This is a genomic window from Sphingomonas sp. S2-65 (genome assembly GCF_021513175.1).
In the GTDB taxonomy this organism is placed as follows: Bacteria; Pseudomonadota; Alphaproteobacteria; order Sphingomonadales; family Sphingomonadaceae; genus Sphingomonas.
This window is the reverse complement of sequence record NZ_CP090953.1, coordinates 192,849-210,582: the sequence shown is the minus strand read 5'-3', so window position 1 is coordinate 210,582 and position 17,734 is coordinate 192,849. Positions and strand designations below refer to the sequence as shown.

Genomic DNA, 17,734 nt, shown 5'->3' with positions numbered 1-17,734 from the left:
ATTTGACCCTCAAAAGCGATTGTCTTTCGCGTCAACCAGATGGTCAACCGGCGTGGACTTCCTGCCCACGCGACCCTAGATCGCGGGCCGATGCCCACTCCTCAGCCTCGCGTGATCAACATGGGCTGCCGCCTCAACCTGGCGGAGGGCGAGACCATCCGCACCATCCTGGGCGAACGCGGCACGATCGTGGTCAACAGCTGCGCCGTCACCAACGAAGCCGTCAAGCAAACCCGCCAGGCAATCCGCCGCGCCCGCCGCGAGCAGCCCGAGGCGGAGATCGTCGTCACCGGCTGCGCCGCGCAGATCGATCCGGCCAGCTTCGCGGCGATGCCCGAGGTCACCCGCGTGATCGGCAATGTCGAAAAGCTCGATCCTCTCGCCTGGGCGGCCGCCACACCGGTGCAGGTCCAGGACATCATGGCCGTCCGCGCCACCGCGCCACACCTCGCCGCCAGCTTCTCCACCCATGCCCGCGCCTTTGTCGAAGTGCAGAATGGCTGCGACCATCGCTGCACCTTCTGCGCGATTCCCCAGGGCCGCGGCAACAGCCGCTCGGTGCCCGCCGGCGCAGTGATCGACCGCATCGCCGCGCTCGCCGAGAGCCATTCGGAGATCGTCCTCACCGGCGTCGACCTCACCAGCTACGGCCCCGACCTGCCCGGCACCCCGTCGCTCGGCCAGCTGGTCGAGCGCATCCTCCACCACGTGCCCCAGCTGCGCCGCCTCCGCCTCTCGTCCCTCGACGGCGTGGAGATCGACGACCGCCTCTTCGCCCTGCTGACGCAGGAGCCGCGGCTCATGCCCCACGTCCACCTCTCGCTCCAGGCAGGCGACGACCTCGTCCTCAAGCGCATGAAGCGCCGCCACCTGCGCGCCGACAGCGTCGCCTTGATCCAGCGCCTCAAGGCGGCACGCCCCGAGCTCGCAGTCGGCGCAGACCTGATCGCGGGTTTCCCCACCGAAAGCGAGGCGATGTTCGCCAACACGCTCGCGCTGCTCGACGACTGCGACATCGTCCACGCCCACATCTTTCCCTACTCCCCCCGCGCGGGCACCCCCGCCGCGCACATGCCCCAGGTCGAACCCGCCCTGGTCAAGGCACGCGCCGCCCGCTTGCGCGCCCGCGCCGCAGAGCGCCGCGCCGCCTGGCTGTGCAGCCTGATCGGCACCAGCCAGGCCGTCCTGGTCGAGCGCCCGGGCGAGCGCGGCCATGCCGGCAATTTCGCCGAAGTCCGCCTGCCGCAAAGCCCCGTCGGCTCGATCCAGCAGGTGACGATCGTCGACGCGAGCGATACAGGGCTGATCGCCAGCCTTTCCGGCGCTTCCCGCGCCCAAGAACCGATGACAGAGATCCACGCATGAGTACCAACCCAACCTGGCACGACCGTCTGCTCGGGGGCTTCCGCAAGACCTCGGACCGGCTGCTCGGCAATCTCGCCGGCCTCAGCCTCGCCCGCCTCGACGACGCCACGCTCGACGAGATCGAAGAGGCGCTGATCGCCTCCGATCTCGGCCCGCAAACCGCAGCCCGCGTCCGCGCCCGGCTGGCCGAGGGGCAGTTCGAGCGCAACATGGAAGAACTCGGCATCCGCCTGGTCGTCGCCGAGGAAGTCGAGAAGGTCCTCGCGAAGGTTGCCAAGCCGCTCGAGATCGAAGCGTTTCCGCGGCCCCAGGTGATCCTCGTCATCGGCGTCAACGGCTCGGGCAAGACCACCACCATCGCCAAGCTTGCCAACTTGTTCCTCGAACAGGACTATAGCGTGATGGTCGCCGCCGGCGACACCTTCCGCGCCGCGGCGATCGGCCAGCTGCGCACCTGGGCCGAGCGGATCGGCGTGCCGATCGTCTCGGGCGCCGAGGGTGGCGACGCCGCGGGCATCGTCTTCGAAGCAGTGAAGCAGGCGACCGACCGCGGCACCGACATCCTGATCGTCGACACCGCCGGCCGCTTGCAGAACAAGCGCGAGCTGATGGACGAGCTTGCCAAGATCCGCCGCGTGCTCGGCCGCCTGAACGCCGCTTCGCCTCACGACGTCGTGCTCGTGCTCGACGCCACCACGGGCCAGAACGCGCTCAACCAGATCGAGGTGTTCAAGGAAGTGGCCGGCGTCACCGGCCTCGTCATGACCAAGCTCGACGGCACCGCGCGCGGCGGTGTGCTGGTCGCGGCTGCCGAGCAATACGGTCTGCCGATCCATGCGATCGGCGTAGGCGAAAAGGTCGACGACCTGCGCCCGTTCAACCCGAATGAAGTCGCCCGCATCATCGCCGGCGTAGAGGAACTGACCCGTGGCTGAGACCAGGACCCCGCTCTCGCCGGGTATGCGGATGCTGATCGATTTCGGCCCCCTCGCCGTCTTCTTCCTGGTCAACAGCTATGCGCCCGGCCTTCAGATCCAGCGCGTCATCACTGCCACCGCCGCCTTCATGGTCGCCATGGTCGCGGCGATGCTGCTTTCCTGGTGGAAGGCCAGGCACATCTCGCCGATGCTGTGGATCACCGCCGCGCTGGTGCTGCCCTTCGGCGCCTTGACCATTTATTTCCACGACCAGACCTTCATCCAGATCAAGCCCACCATCGTCTACACGATGTTCGCGGTGATCCTCGGCTACGGCCTGATAACAGGCAAGCCGCTGCTCCAGATGCTCCTGGAAAGCGCCTATCCCGGCCTGTCCGCCAAGGGCTGGCGGCTGCTGACGATCAATTGGGCCGGTTTCTTCGTCGCGATGGCAGTACTCAACGAAGTGATGCGCCACATGCTGACCTGGGATCAGTGGGTGACCTTCAAGACATGGGCGGTGATCCCGATGACTCTGGTCTTCGCGATGATCAACATCCCCATGCTGATGCGACACGGCCTGCAGCTCGACCAGCCCGAGGACGCCCCCCTCCCACCCGAGGGCTGAGCTGGAGAAGATGATGCGCCGCTCGCTGAAATGCGTCACTCTCGCCGCCCTGCTGGCAGCGGCGCCGTTGCTGGTGGCCGACGACGCTCCCAACCGCTTCACCAATCCGCTGCTCGATTCAGGCGCCGATCCGTGGATCGTCCGCGCGGGCGACACCTATTATTACATGCACACGCTGGGCGACCGGCTGGCGATCCGCGCCACCCGCGACCTGACCCGGTTGGCGCAGGCGGAAGAGACAGTGATCTGGCGCCCGGCGGCGACAGGCCCGAACGCGCGCTCAATCTGGGCGCCCGAGCTGCACCGCATCGGCGGCAAATGGTACCTCTACTACACCGCCGCCGACGCCCAGCATGACGACGACGCCCATCGCGGCATCTTCGTACTGGAGAATGCCAGCGCCGACCCGCGCCAGGGCAAGTGGATCGATCGCGGGCGCGTGAACACCCGCTACACCGGCATCGACGGCACGACCTTCGCCTATCGCGGCAAGCGCTACTTCGTCTACTCGCCCTATGTCGGGTCCGACAGCGATCTCGCGATATCGGCGATGGCCAACCCCTGGACGCTGCAAGGCGCGGAGACGATCATCGCCCGCCCCGACCAGGCCTGGGAGCGTCAGGGCGGCCGCCAGATCCTGGAGGGCCCCGAATTCCTGCAGGGGCCAAAGGGCGACCTGTTCCTCAGCTATTCGGGCAGCGCCTGCTGGTCCGACGACTATGCCATCGGCCTGCTGCACGCCCAGGCCGGCAGCGACCCGCTGAACCCCGCCGCCTGGACCAAGGCCCCGCGCCCGATCCTTGCAAAGGCGCCGTCCGCGGGCGTGTACGCGCCCGGGCATAACGGCTTCTTCACCTCGCCCACCGGCGAGCACTGGATCGTCTATCACGCCAATCCGGGACCCGACATGAAGTGCACGGCCAAGCGCTCGCCGCGCATCCAGCGCTTCACCTTCGGCAAGGACGGCCACCCCGTCTTCGCCGAACCGGCGAGTTCGAGCACCACACTCGCCGCTCCACGCTGACTGGCTCTCCTCGCCGCAAGCAAGCGGCCCAGGGGTGTGGTGCGCGTCTGCGCGACAGAGGCCCCCGCCCGAGGCGCGGGCGCAGAAAAACGGCCGGAGCATCGAGCCCCGGCCGCTTCTAATCCGTCCCCCAACCTGGTTTCAGGCGAGGAACCCAGGATGCTAGAGCCTCAGCCCTTGGCAGCCGTGTAACGCTCGGACACCACGTCCCAGTTCACGACGTTCCACCAGGCCTTCAGATAGCCCGGGCGGTCGTTGCGATAAGTGACGTAATAGGCGTGCTCCCACACGTCGTTGCCCAGGATCGGCGTGCCCTTGACCGGCGCGACGTCCATCAGCGGATTGTCCTGGTTCGGGGTCGAGGTGATCTCGAGCTCGCCCGAACCGTTGACGATCAACCACGCCCAGCCCGATCCGAACTGGTTGGCGCCGGCCGTGTTGAACTGCTCCTTCATCGCGTCTAGCGAGCCGAACTTGGCGTCGATCGCCTCGGCCAGCGCACCAGTCGGGGTGCCGCCGCCATTCGGGCCCATCGTCTTCCAGAAGAAGTCGTGGTTCCAATAGCCGCCGCCATTGTTGCGCAGCTTGGCAGGCGCGCTGCCCATCTGCCCCAGCAGATCCTCGATCGACTTGCCCTCCAGGCTCGAGTCCTCGCTCACTGCCTCGTTCAGCTTGGCGGTATAGGCGGCATGGTGCTTGTCGTGGTGGAGAGTCATCGTCTCCTTGTCGATGGTCGGCTCCAGCGCATCATAGGCATAGGGAAGCGGCGGCAATTCGAAAGCCATCGGAAATCTCCTGTCAGGTTCACGCGAGCAACGCGATGCGCGCCATATGGCTCCGTCTAACTCGTTTCGCCAGCGTATCCGGGTAGGAAAATGCCTTCCTCTTTCGTCACCCCGGCCTTGTCAGGCCCGGGGGAAAGTCGGTCAGCCGCTGGCCCCCAGCAGATCGTGCCGTTTCAGCGCATGGCGGAGCTGATCATAACTCAGCCCCAGCGCCTCCGCTGTCGAACGCTGGTTGAAGCGGTGCTCGGCCAGCGAGCGCGTGAGCAGCTGCCGCTCGAAAGCGGCGACGCGCGTCTTGAAGTCGCCTCCGACTTCGCTGGGCGAGGCGCCCTCGGCTACCGGCACGGGAGCGACCGGCGGCACCGGTGTGGCGGGAGGCGGTGACATCGGCCGCGGGCGATATGGCGACGCGAAAGGATCGACTTCGATATAGTCGATCGGCCCTTCGCGATTCCAGCGATACACCGCCCGCTCGACGACGTTGCGCAGCTCGCGGACATTACCGGGCCATTCATGGTGAAGCAGCGTGTCCAGCGCGGTGGGTCCCCATCCCGGCCAATCCGTCCACCCGATCTCCGCCGCCATCCGGCGCCCGAAAAACTCGGCAAGCACTTCGATGTCCCCGCGCCGGGCCCGCAGCGGCGGCAGCGTCACCACTTCGAAGCTCAGCCGGTCGAGCAAGTCGGCCCGGAACGTGCCCTGCTCCACTCGGTCCGGCAGATGCTCGTTGGTCGCCGCGACGATACGCACGTCGACGCGTAGCGCCCGCGACGACCCGATCCGAGTGATTTCGCCATATTCGACCGCGCGCAGCAGCCGGTCTTGCGCCGCCTTTGACAGGGTTCCAAGTTCGTCGAGGAACAGCGTGCCGCCATCGGCTTCCTCGAACCTGCCCGCGCGCGTCTTTGTGGCCCCAGTGAACGCGCCCGCCTCGTGCCCGAACAGCTCGGCCTCGATCAGTGTCTCGGGCAACGCCGCGCAGTTCATCACCACCAGCGGCTGATCCCAGCGCGGGCTCAGCCGGTGGAGGCGCTCGGCGACCAGCTCCTTGCCGGTGCCGCGTTCGCCGATCACCAGCACCGGGCGGTCCAGCGCGGCGGCGCGACTGGCCTGTTCGAGGGCGTCGAGAAAGGCGCCCGACTGCCCGATTACCTGCGTTGTTCGCTCCATACCGAAAGATTGGGGTGATTTCCCAACCCTTGGCAACTGCAAACTTGTGATCGCACCCTGCAACGGCGGAAAAGCGCGGATTTCTGCGGCTTTTGCAAACTGGCACGCTTCCTGCTGGTGTATTGGCAAGCCCGGCAACGGGCAAACACACAAGGTTCAGGGAACGAGACAATGACCTACCAAGCCAACAACGTCCGCAGCGCCTTCTTCGCAGTCACCATCGCCCTTCTCGCCAGCGTCGTGCTGATGGCTGGTGCGGTCGGCCCCGCGATCGCCTGACGGACAAAGCCTCCCTGCTCGCCAATGCCCCGGCGAGCGGGATCCCCGCCGGGAGGACGCCCCTAGAGCCTCCCGGCGGTCTCAAACCAAGGAGTATGTACATGGGTATCTTTTCGCGAACCCGCGACATCATCGCCGCCAACGTCACCGACCTTCTCGACAAGGCCGAGGACCCGGCCAAGATGATCCGCATGATCATCCTCGAGATGGAGGAAACGCTGGTTGAGGTTCGCGCCTCCGCCGCCCGCACCATCGCCGACCAGAAGGAAATGCGCCGCCACATCGCCAAGCTCGAAAAGCTCCAGGAGAGCTGGACCGAGAAGGCCGAGCTGGCACTGAGCAAGGGCCGCGAGGACCTCGCCAAGGCAGCTCTGGTCGAGCGGCAGAAGGCCAAGGACATGTGCGAGCAGCTGGCAGCCGAAATCGCAGTGCTCGACGACGCGCTCAAGGCGTCCGAAGAGGACATCAACAAGCTGCAGAACAAGCTGCGCGAGGCCCGCACCCGCCAGAACTCGATCGTCGCCCGCCTGGAAAGCGCCAACAACCGCTTCCGCCTGCGCGAGATGACCAACGGCTCGAAGATGCAGGACGCCTTCTCGCGCTTCGACGTCCTGGAGCGCCGGGTCGACATGGCCGAAGGCCGCGCCGATGCGATGGGCTTCGGCGGCCAGCCAAAGACGCTGGAGGAAGAGATCGCCGAGCTGCGTTCGTCCGAAAAGGTCGACGCCGAACTCGAAGCGCTCAAGGCGCGGCTGAACAAGGGAGCCTAAGTCATGTTGGACGAAGTGCTCCTGCCCATCGTCATCGTGGGGATGCTCTTCATCGGGCTCCCCTGGGTGATCATGCACTACATCACCAAGTGGAAGCAGTCGGCCACGATCACCGGCGAGGACGAGAAGCTGCTCGACGAGCTCTTCTACACCGCCAAGCAGCTCGAGGAACGCCTGCTCACCGTCGAACGCATCATCGCCGCCGACAATCCCGATTTCCGGCCGCTGTCCGCGCATCGCGAACCGAGCCCGTACGATCATTCGAGGAGGAACTAAGATGTCCGCTCGTACCAAATTCTATCTCGACAAGCAGAACAGCAAGTGGCTGGGCGTATGCTCGGGCCTGGCGGAATATACCGGCATCGATGCCATCTGGCTCCGCGTCGGCTTCGTGATGCTCAGCTTCGCGATCTTCCCGATGAACATCTTCGCCTATCTGCTGATCGCGTGGATGGCGCCGAACAGGCCCGCGGGGCTCTATCAGGGCCCTGAGGAAGCCAAGTTCTGGCAGGGCGTGCGCTCGAACCCGAGCCGCTCCACCGCCGAGGTCCGCTCGAAGTTCCGCGACATCGACCGCCGCCTCGCCGACATCGAGATGTACTATACCAGCCGCAACACGCGCCTGGCGGACGAGATCGACAGCCTGCGCTGAGCCAATCGCCAGGCCGTCAAACAGGAAGGGAAAACATCATGAGCTGGAGTGGACCAGGCTTCGTCATCGCCATCATCGCGATCTCGACCTTCGGAATGATCTTCAACAACTGGATCCGCGCCAGGCACGGCTACCCGGTGGAGAGCGAGTGGAACGGGGTGAGCCACAAGGGCGACCCCACCGCCGAGCGGAAGATCGAACTGCTCTCGAGCGAGAACGCACGCCTCACCGGCCAGATCTCGCGCCTCGAGGACCGCATCGCCGTGCTCGAACGGATCGCCACCGATCCCGCCGAGCGCACCGCCCGCGAAATCGACGCACTGCGCTAAGGAGTTGAGACCATGAACAGTGCCGACAAACTGATGTTCGTCCAGGGCATCTTCCCGCTGATCGCCATCATCGTCTCGGTGACGATGGCCGGCTGGGTCCTCACCACCTGGCTTCGCATCAAGAACGGCTACCCGCTGGAAAACAGCTGGGGCAAGGCGCTCTACCCGAAGCGCGACGACGAGGCGATGGAGCGCATCCGCCTGCTCAGCCAGGAGACCGCCCAGCTCCGCGCCGAGCTCGGCTCGGTCAAGGACCGCCTCGCCAATGTCGAGCGCATCGTCACCGACGGCGCCGTGAGCCTCGACCGCGAGATCGAGTCGCTGCGCGGCACGCACACCAACTGAGAGGAAGCATTCGATGATCAGCCCCCTTCTCATCCCCATCCTCGGCATCAGCTGCGGGCTGCTCGCCATCTTCGGCGGCGTGTTCCTCCGCCCCTGGTTCAAGCTCAAGGAGCGCCAGATGGAACTGGAGTCGCAGATGGTCGCCGAAAAGGCCGCGCAATACGCCGCCCAGACCGAGCGTCTCGAACAACGGGTCCGTGTCCTGGAGCGCATCGTCACCGACCGCGGCATCGCCGTCGCGGATGAAATCGAGAAGCTGCGCGACGCGCCGCTCAACTAGAGGATCAACCCCATGATGATTGCAGTTTTCGCAGTGCTCACCGCACTGTGCGGGGGCGCTATCGCCCTCGCCGAAGCCCGGGACCGACCCGTCCGCCGCGCACTCCGCTTGGCGCAGCAGCAACAACAGACCAAATAGCCGCACCGGCACAAGAGGGAGTGTAGAGGATGAACCCGTTCGAAATGGTCGTCGCGATCCTCGTCGTGGTCACCATCGGCAGCGTGCTCAAGGCGCGCCTGGGGATCCACAAGGACCGCGATGGCAAGGACGTCTATCGCGGCGTCCAGGATCCCGCCGCGGCTCAGGAGGCCGCGCGCCTCCGCGAAGAGCTCCGCGCCGTCAAGGAGCGCGTCCAGGTTCTCGAACGCGTCATCACCGACAACGAGACCAGCAGCACCCGGCTCGAACGCGAGATCGACGCGCTGCGTACCAAGAACAACGTCTGACCAGGGAGGCATGACGTGATCCACGACCCCGAACTCTACATCACTTGCGCGGTATCGGGCCTTGCCGGCCTGGCCATGCTCACCACCGCAGGGCTGTCGGGCTGGCGCGGCTGGCTCTCGCTCAAGCAACAGGAACTCGGCCGCCACAGCCAGTCGCAGATCGACGCGCCCGCCCTGCCTTCGGCAGCATCGCGCATCGAAATGGCCGATCTCAAGGAGCGGATCCGCAAGCTCGAGGCGATCGCGGCCGGCGTCGACCTCTAAACCCCGCTACACCACGCCTGCGTCCTTCGTGGCGGCAACGGGGCCCGGGCAGCCCCGCCACCGCACGGCTTATTTCCAGATCCTGCCCAGCCGGGGATGACGCGACGAACGCCGCGCCGCTATAGCGCTCCGCATGACCAGCCTAGCCGATCTTCAGGACGAATATGAATTCCTCGACGCGGACGACCGCTACCGCCTGCTGATCGATCTCGGCCGCGGCCTGGAACCGATGCCCGATCCGTTGAAGACCGATGCGACGCTCGTGCGTGGGTGCTCCGCCTCGGTCTGGGTCTATCCTACCCGCCGCGACGACGGCACGCTGCACTTCCTGGCGGATTCGAATGCGGCCATCACCAAGGGTATCATCGCGCTTGTCCTGCTGACCGTGCAGGACCGCGCGCCGGCCGACATCCTGGCCACCGATGTCGACGCCGCACTCGCGCCCTTCGATCTCAAGAACCAGCTGAGTTCGAACCGGACGCAGGGCATTCCCAACATGATCGCCCTGATCCGCGACACCGCAGCCCGCTACGCGAACTGATCAGCCCGCTCATCGTCACCCCGGCCTTGAGCCGGGGTCCCGCTTCTTCTAGCGGGTTGAAGTAGCGGGATTCCGGCTCAACGCCCCGAGGTTACAGGAAGCTTCCGGCAACCTCGTCCGAATTAACCGGCGCTGAGAGCCCCAGATTCGCGACAACCACGTCCAGATCGGCCCCCTCGGGCACTAGGAGCCACTCGCGGCTCCGCGCGCCGTTCACCACGGTGACCGCTCCGCGCGGACAGATACCAAGGCACTTCACCTCGACGATGCCCGCCGCCGCCTTGCGCCCCTTCTTCACGTGCAAATGCTTGCGCAGCGCCTTGCCAAGCGGCGCCTTGCCCTTGGGCCCGAAACCGCCGTCCAGCTTCTTGGAGCATTTGGCGCAAACCAGGATCGCGTCGGACCAGTTCGACCGGACCGTCTTCAACCCGGCTTCCAGGTCCGGCGCTCCTCGGCCGCCTTGAGCACTTCATAGGCCGCCTGGATCGCCTGGAACCGCTTCGCGGCATCGGCGTCGTTCGGCTTCACATCCGGGTGGTTGGACTTGGCCAGCCGCCGCCACGCGATCCGCACTGCGTCGAAATCCGCGTCGACCTCCAGTTCCAGCACTTCGAGCGCGCGCATCTCGTCGCGCGAACGGCTGCCGTCGCCAGGGCCTGCCCAGCCATTATGCCGCGATTCCGAATAGCCGCTCGCGTCGCGGCGCTCTTCCGCCTCGCGCTGTGCGGCTTCCTCGGCGTTCAGCCCCTCGAAGTAATTCCAATTGCGGTTGTACTCGGCGGCATGCGTCTCGCAGAAATACCAGCGTTCGGGGTTGTTCGGGGATTTGGGTGCGGGGCGGTCGCCGGGCTCCTCGCAACCATGCCGGTCGCACATCCGCACCTTCACGGCTTCGCGCTCGGCACCATAGCTGCGCCACCGCGGAAAACCCCAATCGCTCGATCTGGTGTGTCTTGCCATAGATTTGAAGCAGATAGGGGCACGGTTCGCGAAAGGCTAGGCTGAGGGCGCGCATCTTCTTCGTCACCGACCCAGATACTTCGCCATCCAGGGCCCGAGACGGATCCCGCTTCTTCCAGAAGGAAGCGGCGGAGCCCGGCCTCGGGGCGACCTCCGCGAGAAGCCGCCATTCGCGATAAAGATGCCAGAGGGTCTGTAAGCCGGGTTCTGTCCACCCTCGAAAGGGCTGTGCGACCATTCCTCTAGGCGACGGATTGCTCCGCCGCTCAAGCAACCAACCCGGACGACGCGCCGGAACGAGGCGCATGTGCCGTCCCTATTCGGTCTTGCTCCCGGTGGGGTTTACCATGCCGCTTCCGTTACCGGTCGCGCGGTGCGCTTTTACCGCACCCTTTCACCCTTGCCCTCAGTTCCCGGTCCGAAAACCGGGAACCAGTGGGCGGTCTGCTCTCTGTGGCACTTTCCCTGGGGTCGCCCCCGCCGGGCGTTACCCGGCACCGTCGTTCCGTGGAGCCCGGACTTTCCTCGGTGACACCTTGCGGTGCCAACGCGGCCGCCCAACCCTCTGGCTCGACGGCTGATAGCGGCAAGCGCGCAGGATGGAAGCCCAATCGACGGCCTCCAACGCCCACGCCGTCATTCTTCTTCGGCGGTTCCCTCCGCCTGCTTAGGCACAGCGTCGCTTGACGGCTCTTCCCACGTCTCCTGCACGGCCGTTCCCCACGCCTGGACCTCGACCAGGGTCTGGACCGATAATGGCCCGCTCGCCAGCGTGGTGCGGCGATGATCGGAACTGATCTGCACCACTGCGTCCGCGCCGTTGACGCGTGCCGCCCGGTGCAGCGCCGCAGTCGCCTCTGCCATGGTCGGCGCGTTTACCGAGGCGGCATCCCCCTTCACGACGCCGGTCAGGCGCACCCGCACGGGGCCAAGGGTCACGGGCTGCCGGAGCCCTCCGCTATCGAGCATGTCGTTCTCCCGTCCCTCCGCACCCACGATGACAGCAGGGCGATAGCCGACCTAGCGGGAAAGATGCTGAAGCGGGCTGAAACCTTCTTTAGGTCAGTCCTCGCCTTGTGGCTTCGGCAGCAGCAAGGCCAGCAGGATACAGCGGCACTCCATGTCGATCTCGCCATCGATCATCTCGGGCCGGAACCGCCGTTGAAACGCGATCACGGCCGCTTCCCTGTCGCTCACGTCATACCCGAACCGTTCCAGCGCCAACATGAACCCGGCGTCCGGCCAGCCGGGATCCACTAGGTTCTTGGTCGGGCGCGGCAGTGCCAGCCGCAGCCGCGCCAGCGCGTGCCAGTTGAACAATTCGCCTGGATCCTGCTTGCGCGCCGGCGCGACGTCGGAATGCCCCACGACATTGCCGCGGGTGATGCCGTGCCGCTCCTTGATGTCGGCGACCAGCGGGATCAGCACGCTCATCTGCGCATCGGTGAAAGGGCGATATCCGAAGTCATGGCCGGGGTTCACGATCTCGATGCCGATCGAGGCGCTGTTGACGTCGGTGATCCCGCGCCAGTGCGAACGTCCGGCGTGCCATGCCCGCTTGTCCTCCGCGACCATGCGCAGGATCGTGCCGTCCTCGTCCACCAGGTAATGGGCCGAAACCTTGGCCTCGGGATCGCGCAGCCGGGCGATCGCCGCCTCGCCGCTCTCCATCCCGGTATAATGCAGCACGATCATCGAGACCGGCAACGCGCGCGCGTCGAAATTGGGGGACGGCGCGTTGATCGTGGGTAGCCCGTTCTGCATCGCAGCGACGTTAGAACCGCCAGGCGCCGGCGGGCAAGCGGGATCAGCCCAGTACAGCCGCCGACGGCGCTGCGGGATCGGCGGCCTCGTAGAAGCCGCGAAACGCTTTGGTCGGGCTGAAATGCTCGGTCATTCCGATCACTGTCTCGCCGGCCCCAAGCACCAGCAACCCTCCGGGCCGTACGCCCGTCGCGAGCAGGTCGAACACCCGCTGGCGCACCGCCGTGGAGAAATACAGCATCACGTTGCGGCACAGTATGATGTCGAACCGTCCGGCCGGCGCGCAGTCGGCGGTTAGGTTGTGCTGGCGGAACTGCACGCGTCGAACCAGTTCCGGTTTCGCGACCCAGTCTCCGCCCACGCTGTCGAACCATTGGATCATGCGCCGCACCGGCAATCCGCGCTGGATCTCGAACTGCGAATACCGGCCGGCGCGCGCACGGCTCAGCGCGGCGGGCGAGATGTCGGTGGCGACGATTTCGGGAGGCGTGGCCGAGTCCATCAGGCCGCGCTCGATCAGCAGCATGGCAAGGCTCAACGGCTCCTGCCCCGTGGAACAGCCCGCCGACCATATCCGCAGCTTCCGCTGCGGGTTCGCGGCATGGAGCGCCTGCGCGGCGTCGGCGACCGTGTCGAGTACGGCGACGTCGCGAAAGAAGCTCGTTTCCTGGTTCAGCAGCGCATCGACGACGTGGTCGCCCAATTCACCGGTACGCGCGGCGACCAATTGGCCGACCAGCTCGTCCAGGGTCGCCAGGCCCCGTGCGCGCAGCAGCGGTTTCAGTGCCGTCTCGATCCGCCACGCGCGGTTCGCAGCGATCTGCTGTCCCGCCCGCTGCTCCAGCAGCGCCCCGATCATGTTCATCGCGCTGGAAGAACCCATAACGGGCGCGATCTTCGCCGTGCTCATGCCGTCCGCCCTCCGCGGGCGATCAGCAGGCCGATCTCATCGGGCGGCAATACTGCGGTCGCACGGCCTGCCTTTGCGACGGCACCCGGCATGCCCCACACGACAGAGGTCTCGCGGTCCTGCACGAACACCCGCGCCCCGCATTCGCTCAGCTTCCGCGCGCCGTCCGAACCGTCACGGCCCATGCCGCTCAGGATCACGCCAAGCGCACGCGCGCCGAACACTTCGGCCACGGTCTCGAACATCGGGTCGACGGAGGGCATGCAGCCAGTGTCGGACCGTTCTCCGGTCAATCGGATCGCGACTCCGTCCGCCATCCGCGCCACGCGCATATGCGCGTCGCCCGGCGCGACGATGATACGTCCGGACCGTACCCGCATCCGGTCCACCGCCACATCGCAGGGCCGGCCGCCCAGCACCGCAAGTTGCGCGGCGAAATAGCCCATGAAGCTGATCGGCAGATGTTGGGTTACCAGGATCGGGACGCGGAAGCTTGCCGGAATGGCCCGCAGCAACTGGCCCAGCGCGTGGATCCCACCGGTTGAGGCGCCGATCGCGACGATATCGAATTCTTGCGGGGTGGGGACCGGGCCGAAGCTGGTCGCGGCATGCGCGCCATGGTCGCCGGGGGCGTCGAGCAGCCGAGTCAACCGCTCCTCCAGCACTGCCGCGAAACGCCCGCCGAACGCGCCGATACCGGGCTTGACCAGCGTGTCGGCGGCGCCGAGCGCAAGCGCCTGCACAGTGACGGCGGCGCCTTCGTCGGCGGAAGACGACACGATCAGCACCTTGGCACCGCGCCCCGCCTGGATGACGTCGGGCAAAGCAGTGAGGCCGTCGATGCCGGGCATGTTGATGTCGAGCAGGATGATGTCGACGCGGTGGCTCTGCAGATATTCGAGCGCGCCGCGTACGTCGCTCAGCGCCGCCGCCACTTGGAAGCGGCGCGTGCCCTCGATCATGCGTCCCAGCACCGACCGTGCGACGAGCGAGTCGTCGACGATCAGTATCTGGGCCGGCGGCGCTCCGCCGCTACGCGAGGCCGCCCCGGGGGCAAGGCTGGAACTATACGCCATGGCGACTCGCTCGCGCCGGTCAGGCGACGCCGACGATCTGCAGCTTGCTTTCCAGCGTCTCGCGGTCGAACGGCTTCATCACATATTCGTCCGCGCCCGCTTCGATCGCGGCGCGGATATAGGCCATGCCGTTCTCGGTGGTGCAGAACACCACCTTCGGGCGCTGTGCGATGCCCGAGTCCTTCAGCGCGCGCAGGAAGTCCATGCCGCTCATCACCGGCATGTTCCAGTCGAGCAGGATCACGTCCGGCGGCGTGTCCAGGCACGCGTCCAGCGCCTCGCGGCCGTCACCGGCTTCGCGAACCTGGAAGTTCAGGGTTTCGAGGATGTGCCGCGCGACCTTGCGGATAACCTTTGAGTCGTCGACGACGAGACAAGTCTTCATGTTTCCCTGTTCCCCGATTGCCAGGTGTCTTAATGCTTCATAGTGGCGAAGAAGCCGTAAGCGCCGGGTTAACCCACAAATATTAGTGCGTGCCGGTCTGCCCCGGCACCAGCGCGGCCAGGTCGATCGCCAGGATCGGCTCGCCGTCGCGCTCGACGATGCCCCTGCCCGCCGCCCGCCAGGCCGGGTCGAGCGTCACGCCCCCTCCCAGCGGCCGCAGCTCGAACGGGGCGACGTCGTCCAGCTGGTCGACCAGCAGCGCGTAATGGTGCCCGTCGACCTGGGTGATCACCGCGCGGCTTGCCTGGGACCCGCCCTCATGGCCGAGCGCGGACTGGGTATCCACCACCGTCACCACGCGGCTGCGCAGCGCCGCCAGCCCGCGGACGTGCGGCGACGCGCGCGGCACCGCCGTCACTTCGCCGATATCGACCACCGACTCGACCTGGTCGGAATCGATCGCCACGGTCCGCCCGGCGACATGCGCGATCAGGAACAGGTTCGACATCAGCGCAGTCCTTTTCTGGCCACCTGGGCCTCCAGCGCGGACAACAGCCCGGCGCGGTCATAGCGGTATACGCTGTCGTCCCCGGCACCCGCCGCCGACCGCCGCCGCCGCAGCCGCACCAGCGGCGCCTTGGCGGCATCGGTTTGCGCATTCTCCTCGGGCACCAGCACCACCGCCGGGGTCTCGCCGGGTTCCAGCCGGGTCGCCACGCGATAGCCCGCCGACTCCAGGATCGGCCGCACGAACGACGCCATCCACCCGTCGCTGTCGCCCGAGATCAGGCACAAAGGCGCAGTCTCGGCCTCGACGTCGCGGTCGGCATGCTCGTCGAACACCCACAGCACGTCGAGCAGCTCGATCTGCTCCCCGTCCACCAGCGTCACCCCCGCAACCGGCCCGGCCGTGCGCGCCGGTACCATCTCGTCGGGCAGCAGGATGATGTCGAGCGCCTCGTCGATCGCATAGCTCACTTCGCTGTCGCCATCCTTCAGCCGCAGCACGCTCAGCCGCGCCCGGCCCTCCAGCGTGCCATGCGCCGCCAGCGGCAGGATGCGCCCGTCGATCGTCACCCGGAAGCGCCCCGCCGCAAAGCGCACCGCCGAGCCCTCGACCTGCTCGACGCGGTCGACCGCCGCCAGCGGCACCGCGCGCCGCATGCCGTCCAGGTCGCGGAACAGCAGCGCCGGCATGCCCGCGGGCTCCTGCACCGCTTCTTCTTCCTCGAACGCCTCGTTCGCGTCGCGGCTGAAGTCGAGCCCGGCCACCTGCGCCATCCCCGCACAGTCGAGCATCAGCATCGGCAGCCCGCTGTCGGGCAGCGTCTGCCCGGCATAAAGCCCGGCCGCCATCACCGCGGGCGAAGCCGGCTTCACCACCAGTTCCTCATTGTCCAGCACGGTATCCACCGCCAGCGCGAAGCTGCCGTCGCTCACGCTCAGGATCGCGAGCATCTGGCTTTCGCCGCGCTCCCCGGCCTCGAGCCCCAGCAACCCGCCCAGGTCGACCAGCGGCATCCGCCGGTCGCGCACGGTGGCGACCCGCGCGCCGCCCAGCGTGTCGATGCGGATCGCATCGCTGCGGTCGGTGACGATTTCCTCGATCGCCTGGCGCGAGATCGCGAAGCGCTGGTTCCCCGCGCCCACGACGATCGCCGAGATGATCGACAGGGTCAGCGGCACATGGATCGTGATCCGCAGCCCCTTGCCGAGCACGCTGTCCAGCTCCACCCGCCCGCCGATCTGCTCGATCGCCGCGCGCACCACGTCCATGCCGACGCCGCGGCCGGAAACCTCGGTGACTTCGTCCTTGCTCGACAGCCCGGGCTCGAACACCAGCGCCAGCTGGGCGCGGTGCGACAGCCGCCGCAGCTGCTGTTCGTCGCGGCCCCCCGCCACCAGCTTGGCGATCAGCTTCTCGGTGTCGATGCCCCGCCCGTCATCGGCGATCTCGACGATGATCTGGTTGCCCGATTGGCGCGCCGAAACGCTCAGCCGGCCATTCTCACGCTTGCCCGCGGTGCGGCGCTGTTGCGGCGCCTCGATGCCATGGTCGATCGAGTTGCGGATGATGTGGACCAGCGGGTCGCGCATCACTTCGATCATCTCGCGGTCCAGCTCGACGTCGGATCCGTCGATGTGCAGCATCACCGACTTGCCGAGCCCGGCGGCGGTATCGCGCACCATCCGCGGCAGCGCGGAGAACAGCGCGTCGATCTTTTGCATCCGGGTGCGGGTCACCGTGTCGCGCATCTCGCCGACGGTCATCGACAGCCGCTCCAGCGCCGCCTCGATCGCGGGATCGACGTCACCCTGGCGCAGCCGCCGCGCCAGCTCGTTGCGCGCCAGCACCATGTCGGACATTCCCGACATCATCCGGTCGAGCAGGTCGACGTTCAGCCGCACGCTGCGCGCGGCAGCGCGCGGCGCCGCCGGCCCGCTCGCCTGCACCAGATTCTGCGTGCCTTCGGCCAGCGCCGCGATCAGCAGCTCGTCGCCGCTCGCCTCCAGGCTCGTTCCCGATTCGATCGCCTCGACCAGTTCGCCGATCCGATCGACCACCGCCAGCACCGAATTGACCAGCGCGCGGTCGGGGATGCGCTCGCCCACCCGCACCTGCGCCAGCACGTCCTCGGCGGCGTGGCTCAGCCGCCCCAGCCGCGGCAGGTCGAGAAAGCCGCAGCTCCCCTTAACCGTGTGCACGAAGCGGAAGATCGCATCCAGGCGCGCGCTGTCTTCGGGATGCGCTTCCCACGCGACGATCTCGCCCGACAACGCCTCCAGCGTTTCGCGCGTTTCGGCAATGAATTCCTGAAGCAGGTCGTCCATGGGGCCCCAATG

Annotated in this window: 24 protein-coding genes and 1 other RNA gene; 13 read left to right on the top strand and 12 right to left on the bottom strand. The window is 66.9% G+C overall.

What is annotated here, in order from left to right:
* The first annotated feature begins 90 nt into the window (after positions 1 to 90).
* The 4 genes from mtaB to LZ586_RS01130 are packed head-to-tail and all read left to right on the top strand — an operon-like array spanning position 91 to position 3,934.
* On the top strand, positions 91 to 1,365 hold the full coding sequence (gene mtaB / locus LZ586_RS01145) for a tRNA (N(6)-L-threonylcarbamoyladenosine(37)-C(2))-methylthiotransferase MtaB (protein WP_235077876.1): 1,275 nt from the start codon (positions 91 to 93) through the stop codon (positions 1,363 to 1,365).
* Positions 1,362 to 2,300, top strand: coding sequence for a signal recognition particle-docking protein FtsY (gene ftsY, locus LZ586_RS01140; RefSeq protein WP_235077875.1), 939 nt, complete (start codon positions 1,362 to 1,364; stop codon positions 2,298 to 2,300). The genes mtaB and ftsY overlap by 4 nt, the downstream gene beginning before the upstream one ends.
* Positions 2,293 to 2,910: a septation protein A gene (locus LZ586_RS01135; RefSeq protein ID WP_261346022.1), complete on the top strand. Its 618-nt coding sequence runs from the start codon at positions 2,293 to 2,295 to the stop codon at positions 2,908 to 2,910. Before ftsY ends, LZ586_RS01135 begins: the two co-directional genes overlap by 8 nt.
* 10 nt (positions 2,911 to 2,920) lie before the next feature.
* A complete protein-coding gene (locus tag LZ586_RS01130) occupies positions 2,921 to 3,934 on the top strand; it encodes a family 43 glycosylhydrolase (RefSeq protein ID WP_235077874.1) in 1,014 nt (337 codons plus the stop codon).
* A 170-nt stretch (positions 3,935 to 4,104) separates the two neighbouring features.
* On the opposite strand, the gene LZ586_RS01125 is transcribed toward LZ586_RS01130, so the two are convergent.
* Both LZ586_RS01125 and pspF read right to left on the bottom strand, forming a co-directional pair.
* A complete protein-coding gene (locus LZ586_RS01125) occupies positions 4,105 to 4,719 on the bottom strand; it encodes a superoxide dismutase (RefSeq protein WP_235077873.1) in 615 nt (204 codons plus the stop codon).
* A gap of 141 nt (positions 4,720 to 4,860) precedes the next feature.
* On the bottom strand, positions 4,861 to 5,889 hold the full coding sequence (gene pspF / locus LZ586_RS01120) for a phage shock protein operon transcriptional activator (RefSeq protein WP_235077872.1): 1,029 nt from the start codon (positions 5,887 to 5,889) through the stop codon (positions 4,861 to 4,863).
* Between the two features lie 380 nt (positions 5,890 to 6,269).
* On the opposite strand from pspF, the gene pspA reads away from it, so the two are divergent.
* The 9 genes from pspA to LZ586_RS01075 all read left to right on the top strand — a co-directional run bounded on the left by pspA (position 6,270) and on the right by LZ586_RS01075 (position 9,795).
* Positions 6,270 to 6,938 (top strand): phage shock protein PspA, encoded by a 669-nt coding sequence (gene pspA, locus LZ586_RS01115; RefSeq protein ID WP_235077871.1) that lies wholly within the window; start codon positions 6,270 to 6,272, stop codon positions 6,936 to 6,938.
* Between the two features lie 6 nt (positions 6,939 to 6,944).
* Positions 6,945 to 7,214: an envelope stress response membrane protein PspB gene (gene pspB / locus LZ586_RS01110; protein ID WP_235079689.1), complete on the top strand. Its 270-nt coding sequence runs from the start codon at positions 6,945 to 6,947 to the stop codon at positions 7,212 to 7,214.
* Between the two features lies 1 nt (position 7,215).
* A complete protein-coding gene (pspC, locus tag LZ586_RS01105) occupies positions 7,216 to 7,590 on the top strand; it encodes an envelope stress response membrane protein PspC (protein WP_235077870.1) in 375 nt (124 codons plus the stop codon).
* A 38-nt stretch (positions 7,591 to 7,628) separates the two neighbouring features.
* Positions 7,629 to 7,919, top strand: a complete 291-nt coding sequence (locus LZ586_RS01100) for a hypothetical protein (RefSeq protein ID WP_235077869.1) — start codon at positions 7,629 to 7,631, stop codon at positions 7,917 to 7,919.
* 33 nt (positions 7,920 to 7,952) lie between these two features.
* A complete protein-coding gene (locus tag LZ586_RS01095) occupies positions 7,953 to 8,264 on the top strand; it encodes a hypothetical protein (protein ID WP_235079688.1) in 312 nt (103 codons plus the stop codon).
* Between the two features lie 13 nt (positions 8,265 to 8,277).
* Entirely contained in the window at positions 8,278 to 8,544 is a 267-nt protein-coding gene (locus tag LZ586_RS01090; RefSeq protein ID WP_235077868.1) for a hypothetical protein, read from the top strand.
* A 167-nt stretch (positions 8,545 to 8,711) separates the two neighbouring features.
* On the top strand, positions 8,712 to 8,990 hold the full coding sequence (locus tag LZ586_RS01085; RefSeq protein ID WP_235077867.1) for a hypothetical protein: 279 nt from the start codon (positions 8,712 to 8,714) through the stop codon (positions 8,988 to 8,990).
* 18 nt (positions 8,991 to 9,008) lie between these two features.
* Entirely contained in the window at positions 9,009 to 9,254 is a 246-nt protein-coding gene (locus tag LZ586_RS01080; protein WP_235079687.1) for a hypothetical protein, read from the top strand.
* A 133-nt stretch (positions 9,255 to 9,387) separates the two neighbouring features.
* Entirely contained in the window at positions 9,388 to 9,795 is a 408-nt protein-coding gene (locus LZ586_RS01075) for a SufE family protein (RefSeq protein ID WP_235077866.1), read from the top strand.
* Between the two features lie 91 nt (positions 9,796 to 9,886).
* Here the strand turns inward: LZ586_RS01075 and LZ586_RS01070 are convergent, their stop codons facing one another.
* The 10 genes from LZ586_RS01070 to LZ586_RS01025 form a co-directional block, all read right to left on the bottom strand.
* Positions 9,887 to 10,222 carry a (2Fe-2S) ferredoxin domain-containing protein gene (locus LZ586_RS01070; protein WP_235077865.1) on the bottom strand — a complete coding sequence of 112 codons (336 nt, stop codon included), beginning with the start codon at positions 10,220 to 10,222 and terminating at the stop codon, positions 9,887 to 9,889.
* Positions 10,219 to 10,755 carry a J domain-containing protein gene (locus LZ586_RS01065; protein WP_235077864.1) on the bottom strand — a complete coding sequence of 179 codons (537 nt, stop codon included), beginning with the start codon at positions 10,753 to 10,755 and terminating at the stop codon, positions 10,219 to 10,221. Before LZ586_RS01065 ends, LZ586_RS01070 begins: the two co-directional genes overlap by 4 nt.
* Before the next feature lie 180 nt (positions 10,756 to 10,935).
* Positions 10,936 to 11,324: RNase P RNA component class A (gene rnpB, locus LZ586_RS01060), an RNA gene on the bottom strand.
* 67 nt (positions 11,325 to 11,391) lie between these two features.
* The gene (locus LZ586_RS01055; RefSeq protein ID WP_235077863.1) at positions 11,392 to 11,694 is read right to left on the bottom strand and encodes a hypothetical protein; all 303 of its coding nucleotides are present in this window, start codon (positions 11,692 to 11,694) and stop codon (positions 11,392 to 11,394) included.
* 123 nt (positions 11,695 to 11,817) lie between these two features.
* Positions 11,818 to 12,519 (bottom strand): N-acetylmuramoyl-L-alanine amidase, encoded by a 702-nt coding sequence (locus LZ586_RS01050; protein WP_235077862.1) that lies wholly within the window; start codon positions 12,517 to 12,519, stop codon positions 11,818 to 11,820.
* 43 nt (positions 12,520 to 12,562) lie between these two features.
* Positions 12,563 to 13,429 carry a CheR family methyltransferase gene (locus LZ586_RS01045; RefSeq protein WP_235077861.1) on the bottom strand — a complete coding sequence of 289 codons (867 nt, stop codon included), beginning with the start codon at positions 13,427 to 13,429 and terminating at the stop codon, positions 12,563 to 12,565.
* Positions 13,426 to 14,505: a chemotaxis protein CheB gene (locus LZ586_RS01040; protein WP_261346021.1), complete on the bottom strand. Its 1,080-nt coding sequence runs from the start codon at positions 14,503 to 14,505 to the stop codon at positions 13,426 to 13,428. Before LZ586_RS01040 ends, LZ586_RS01045 begins: the two co-directional genes overlap by 4 nt.
* A gap of 19 nt (positions 14,506 to 14,524) precedes the next feature.
* On the bottom strand, positions 14,525 to 14,890 hold the full coding sequence (locus tag LZ586_RS01035; RefSeq protein ID WP_235077860.1) for a response regulator: 366 nt from the start codon (positions 14,888 to 14,890) through the stop codon (positions 14,525 to 14,527).
* Between the two features lie 82 nt (positions 14,891 to 14,972).
* Complete coding sequence (locus LZ586_RS01030; protein ID WP_235077859.1) at positions 14,973 to 15,398, bottom strand: chemotaxis protein CheW; 426 nt, start codon at positions 15,396 to 15,398, stop codon at positions 14,973 to 14,975.
* On the bottom strand, positions 15,398 to 17,722 hold the full coding sequence (locus tag LZ586_RS01025) for a chemotaxis protein CheA (RefSeq protein ID WP_235077858.1): 2,325 nt from the start codon (positions 17,720 to 17,722) through the stop codon (positions 15,398 to 15,400). Before LZ586_RS01025 ends, LZ586_RS01030 begins: the two co-directional genes overlap by 1 nt.
* Positions 17,723 to 17,734: the final 12 nt, after the last annotated feature.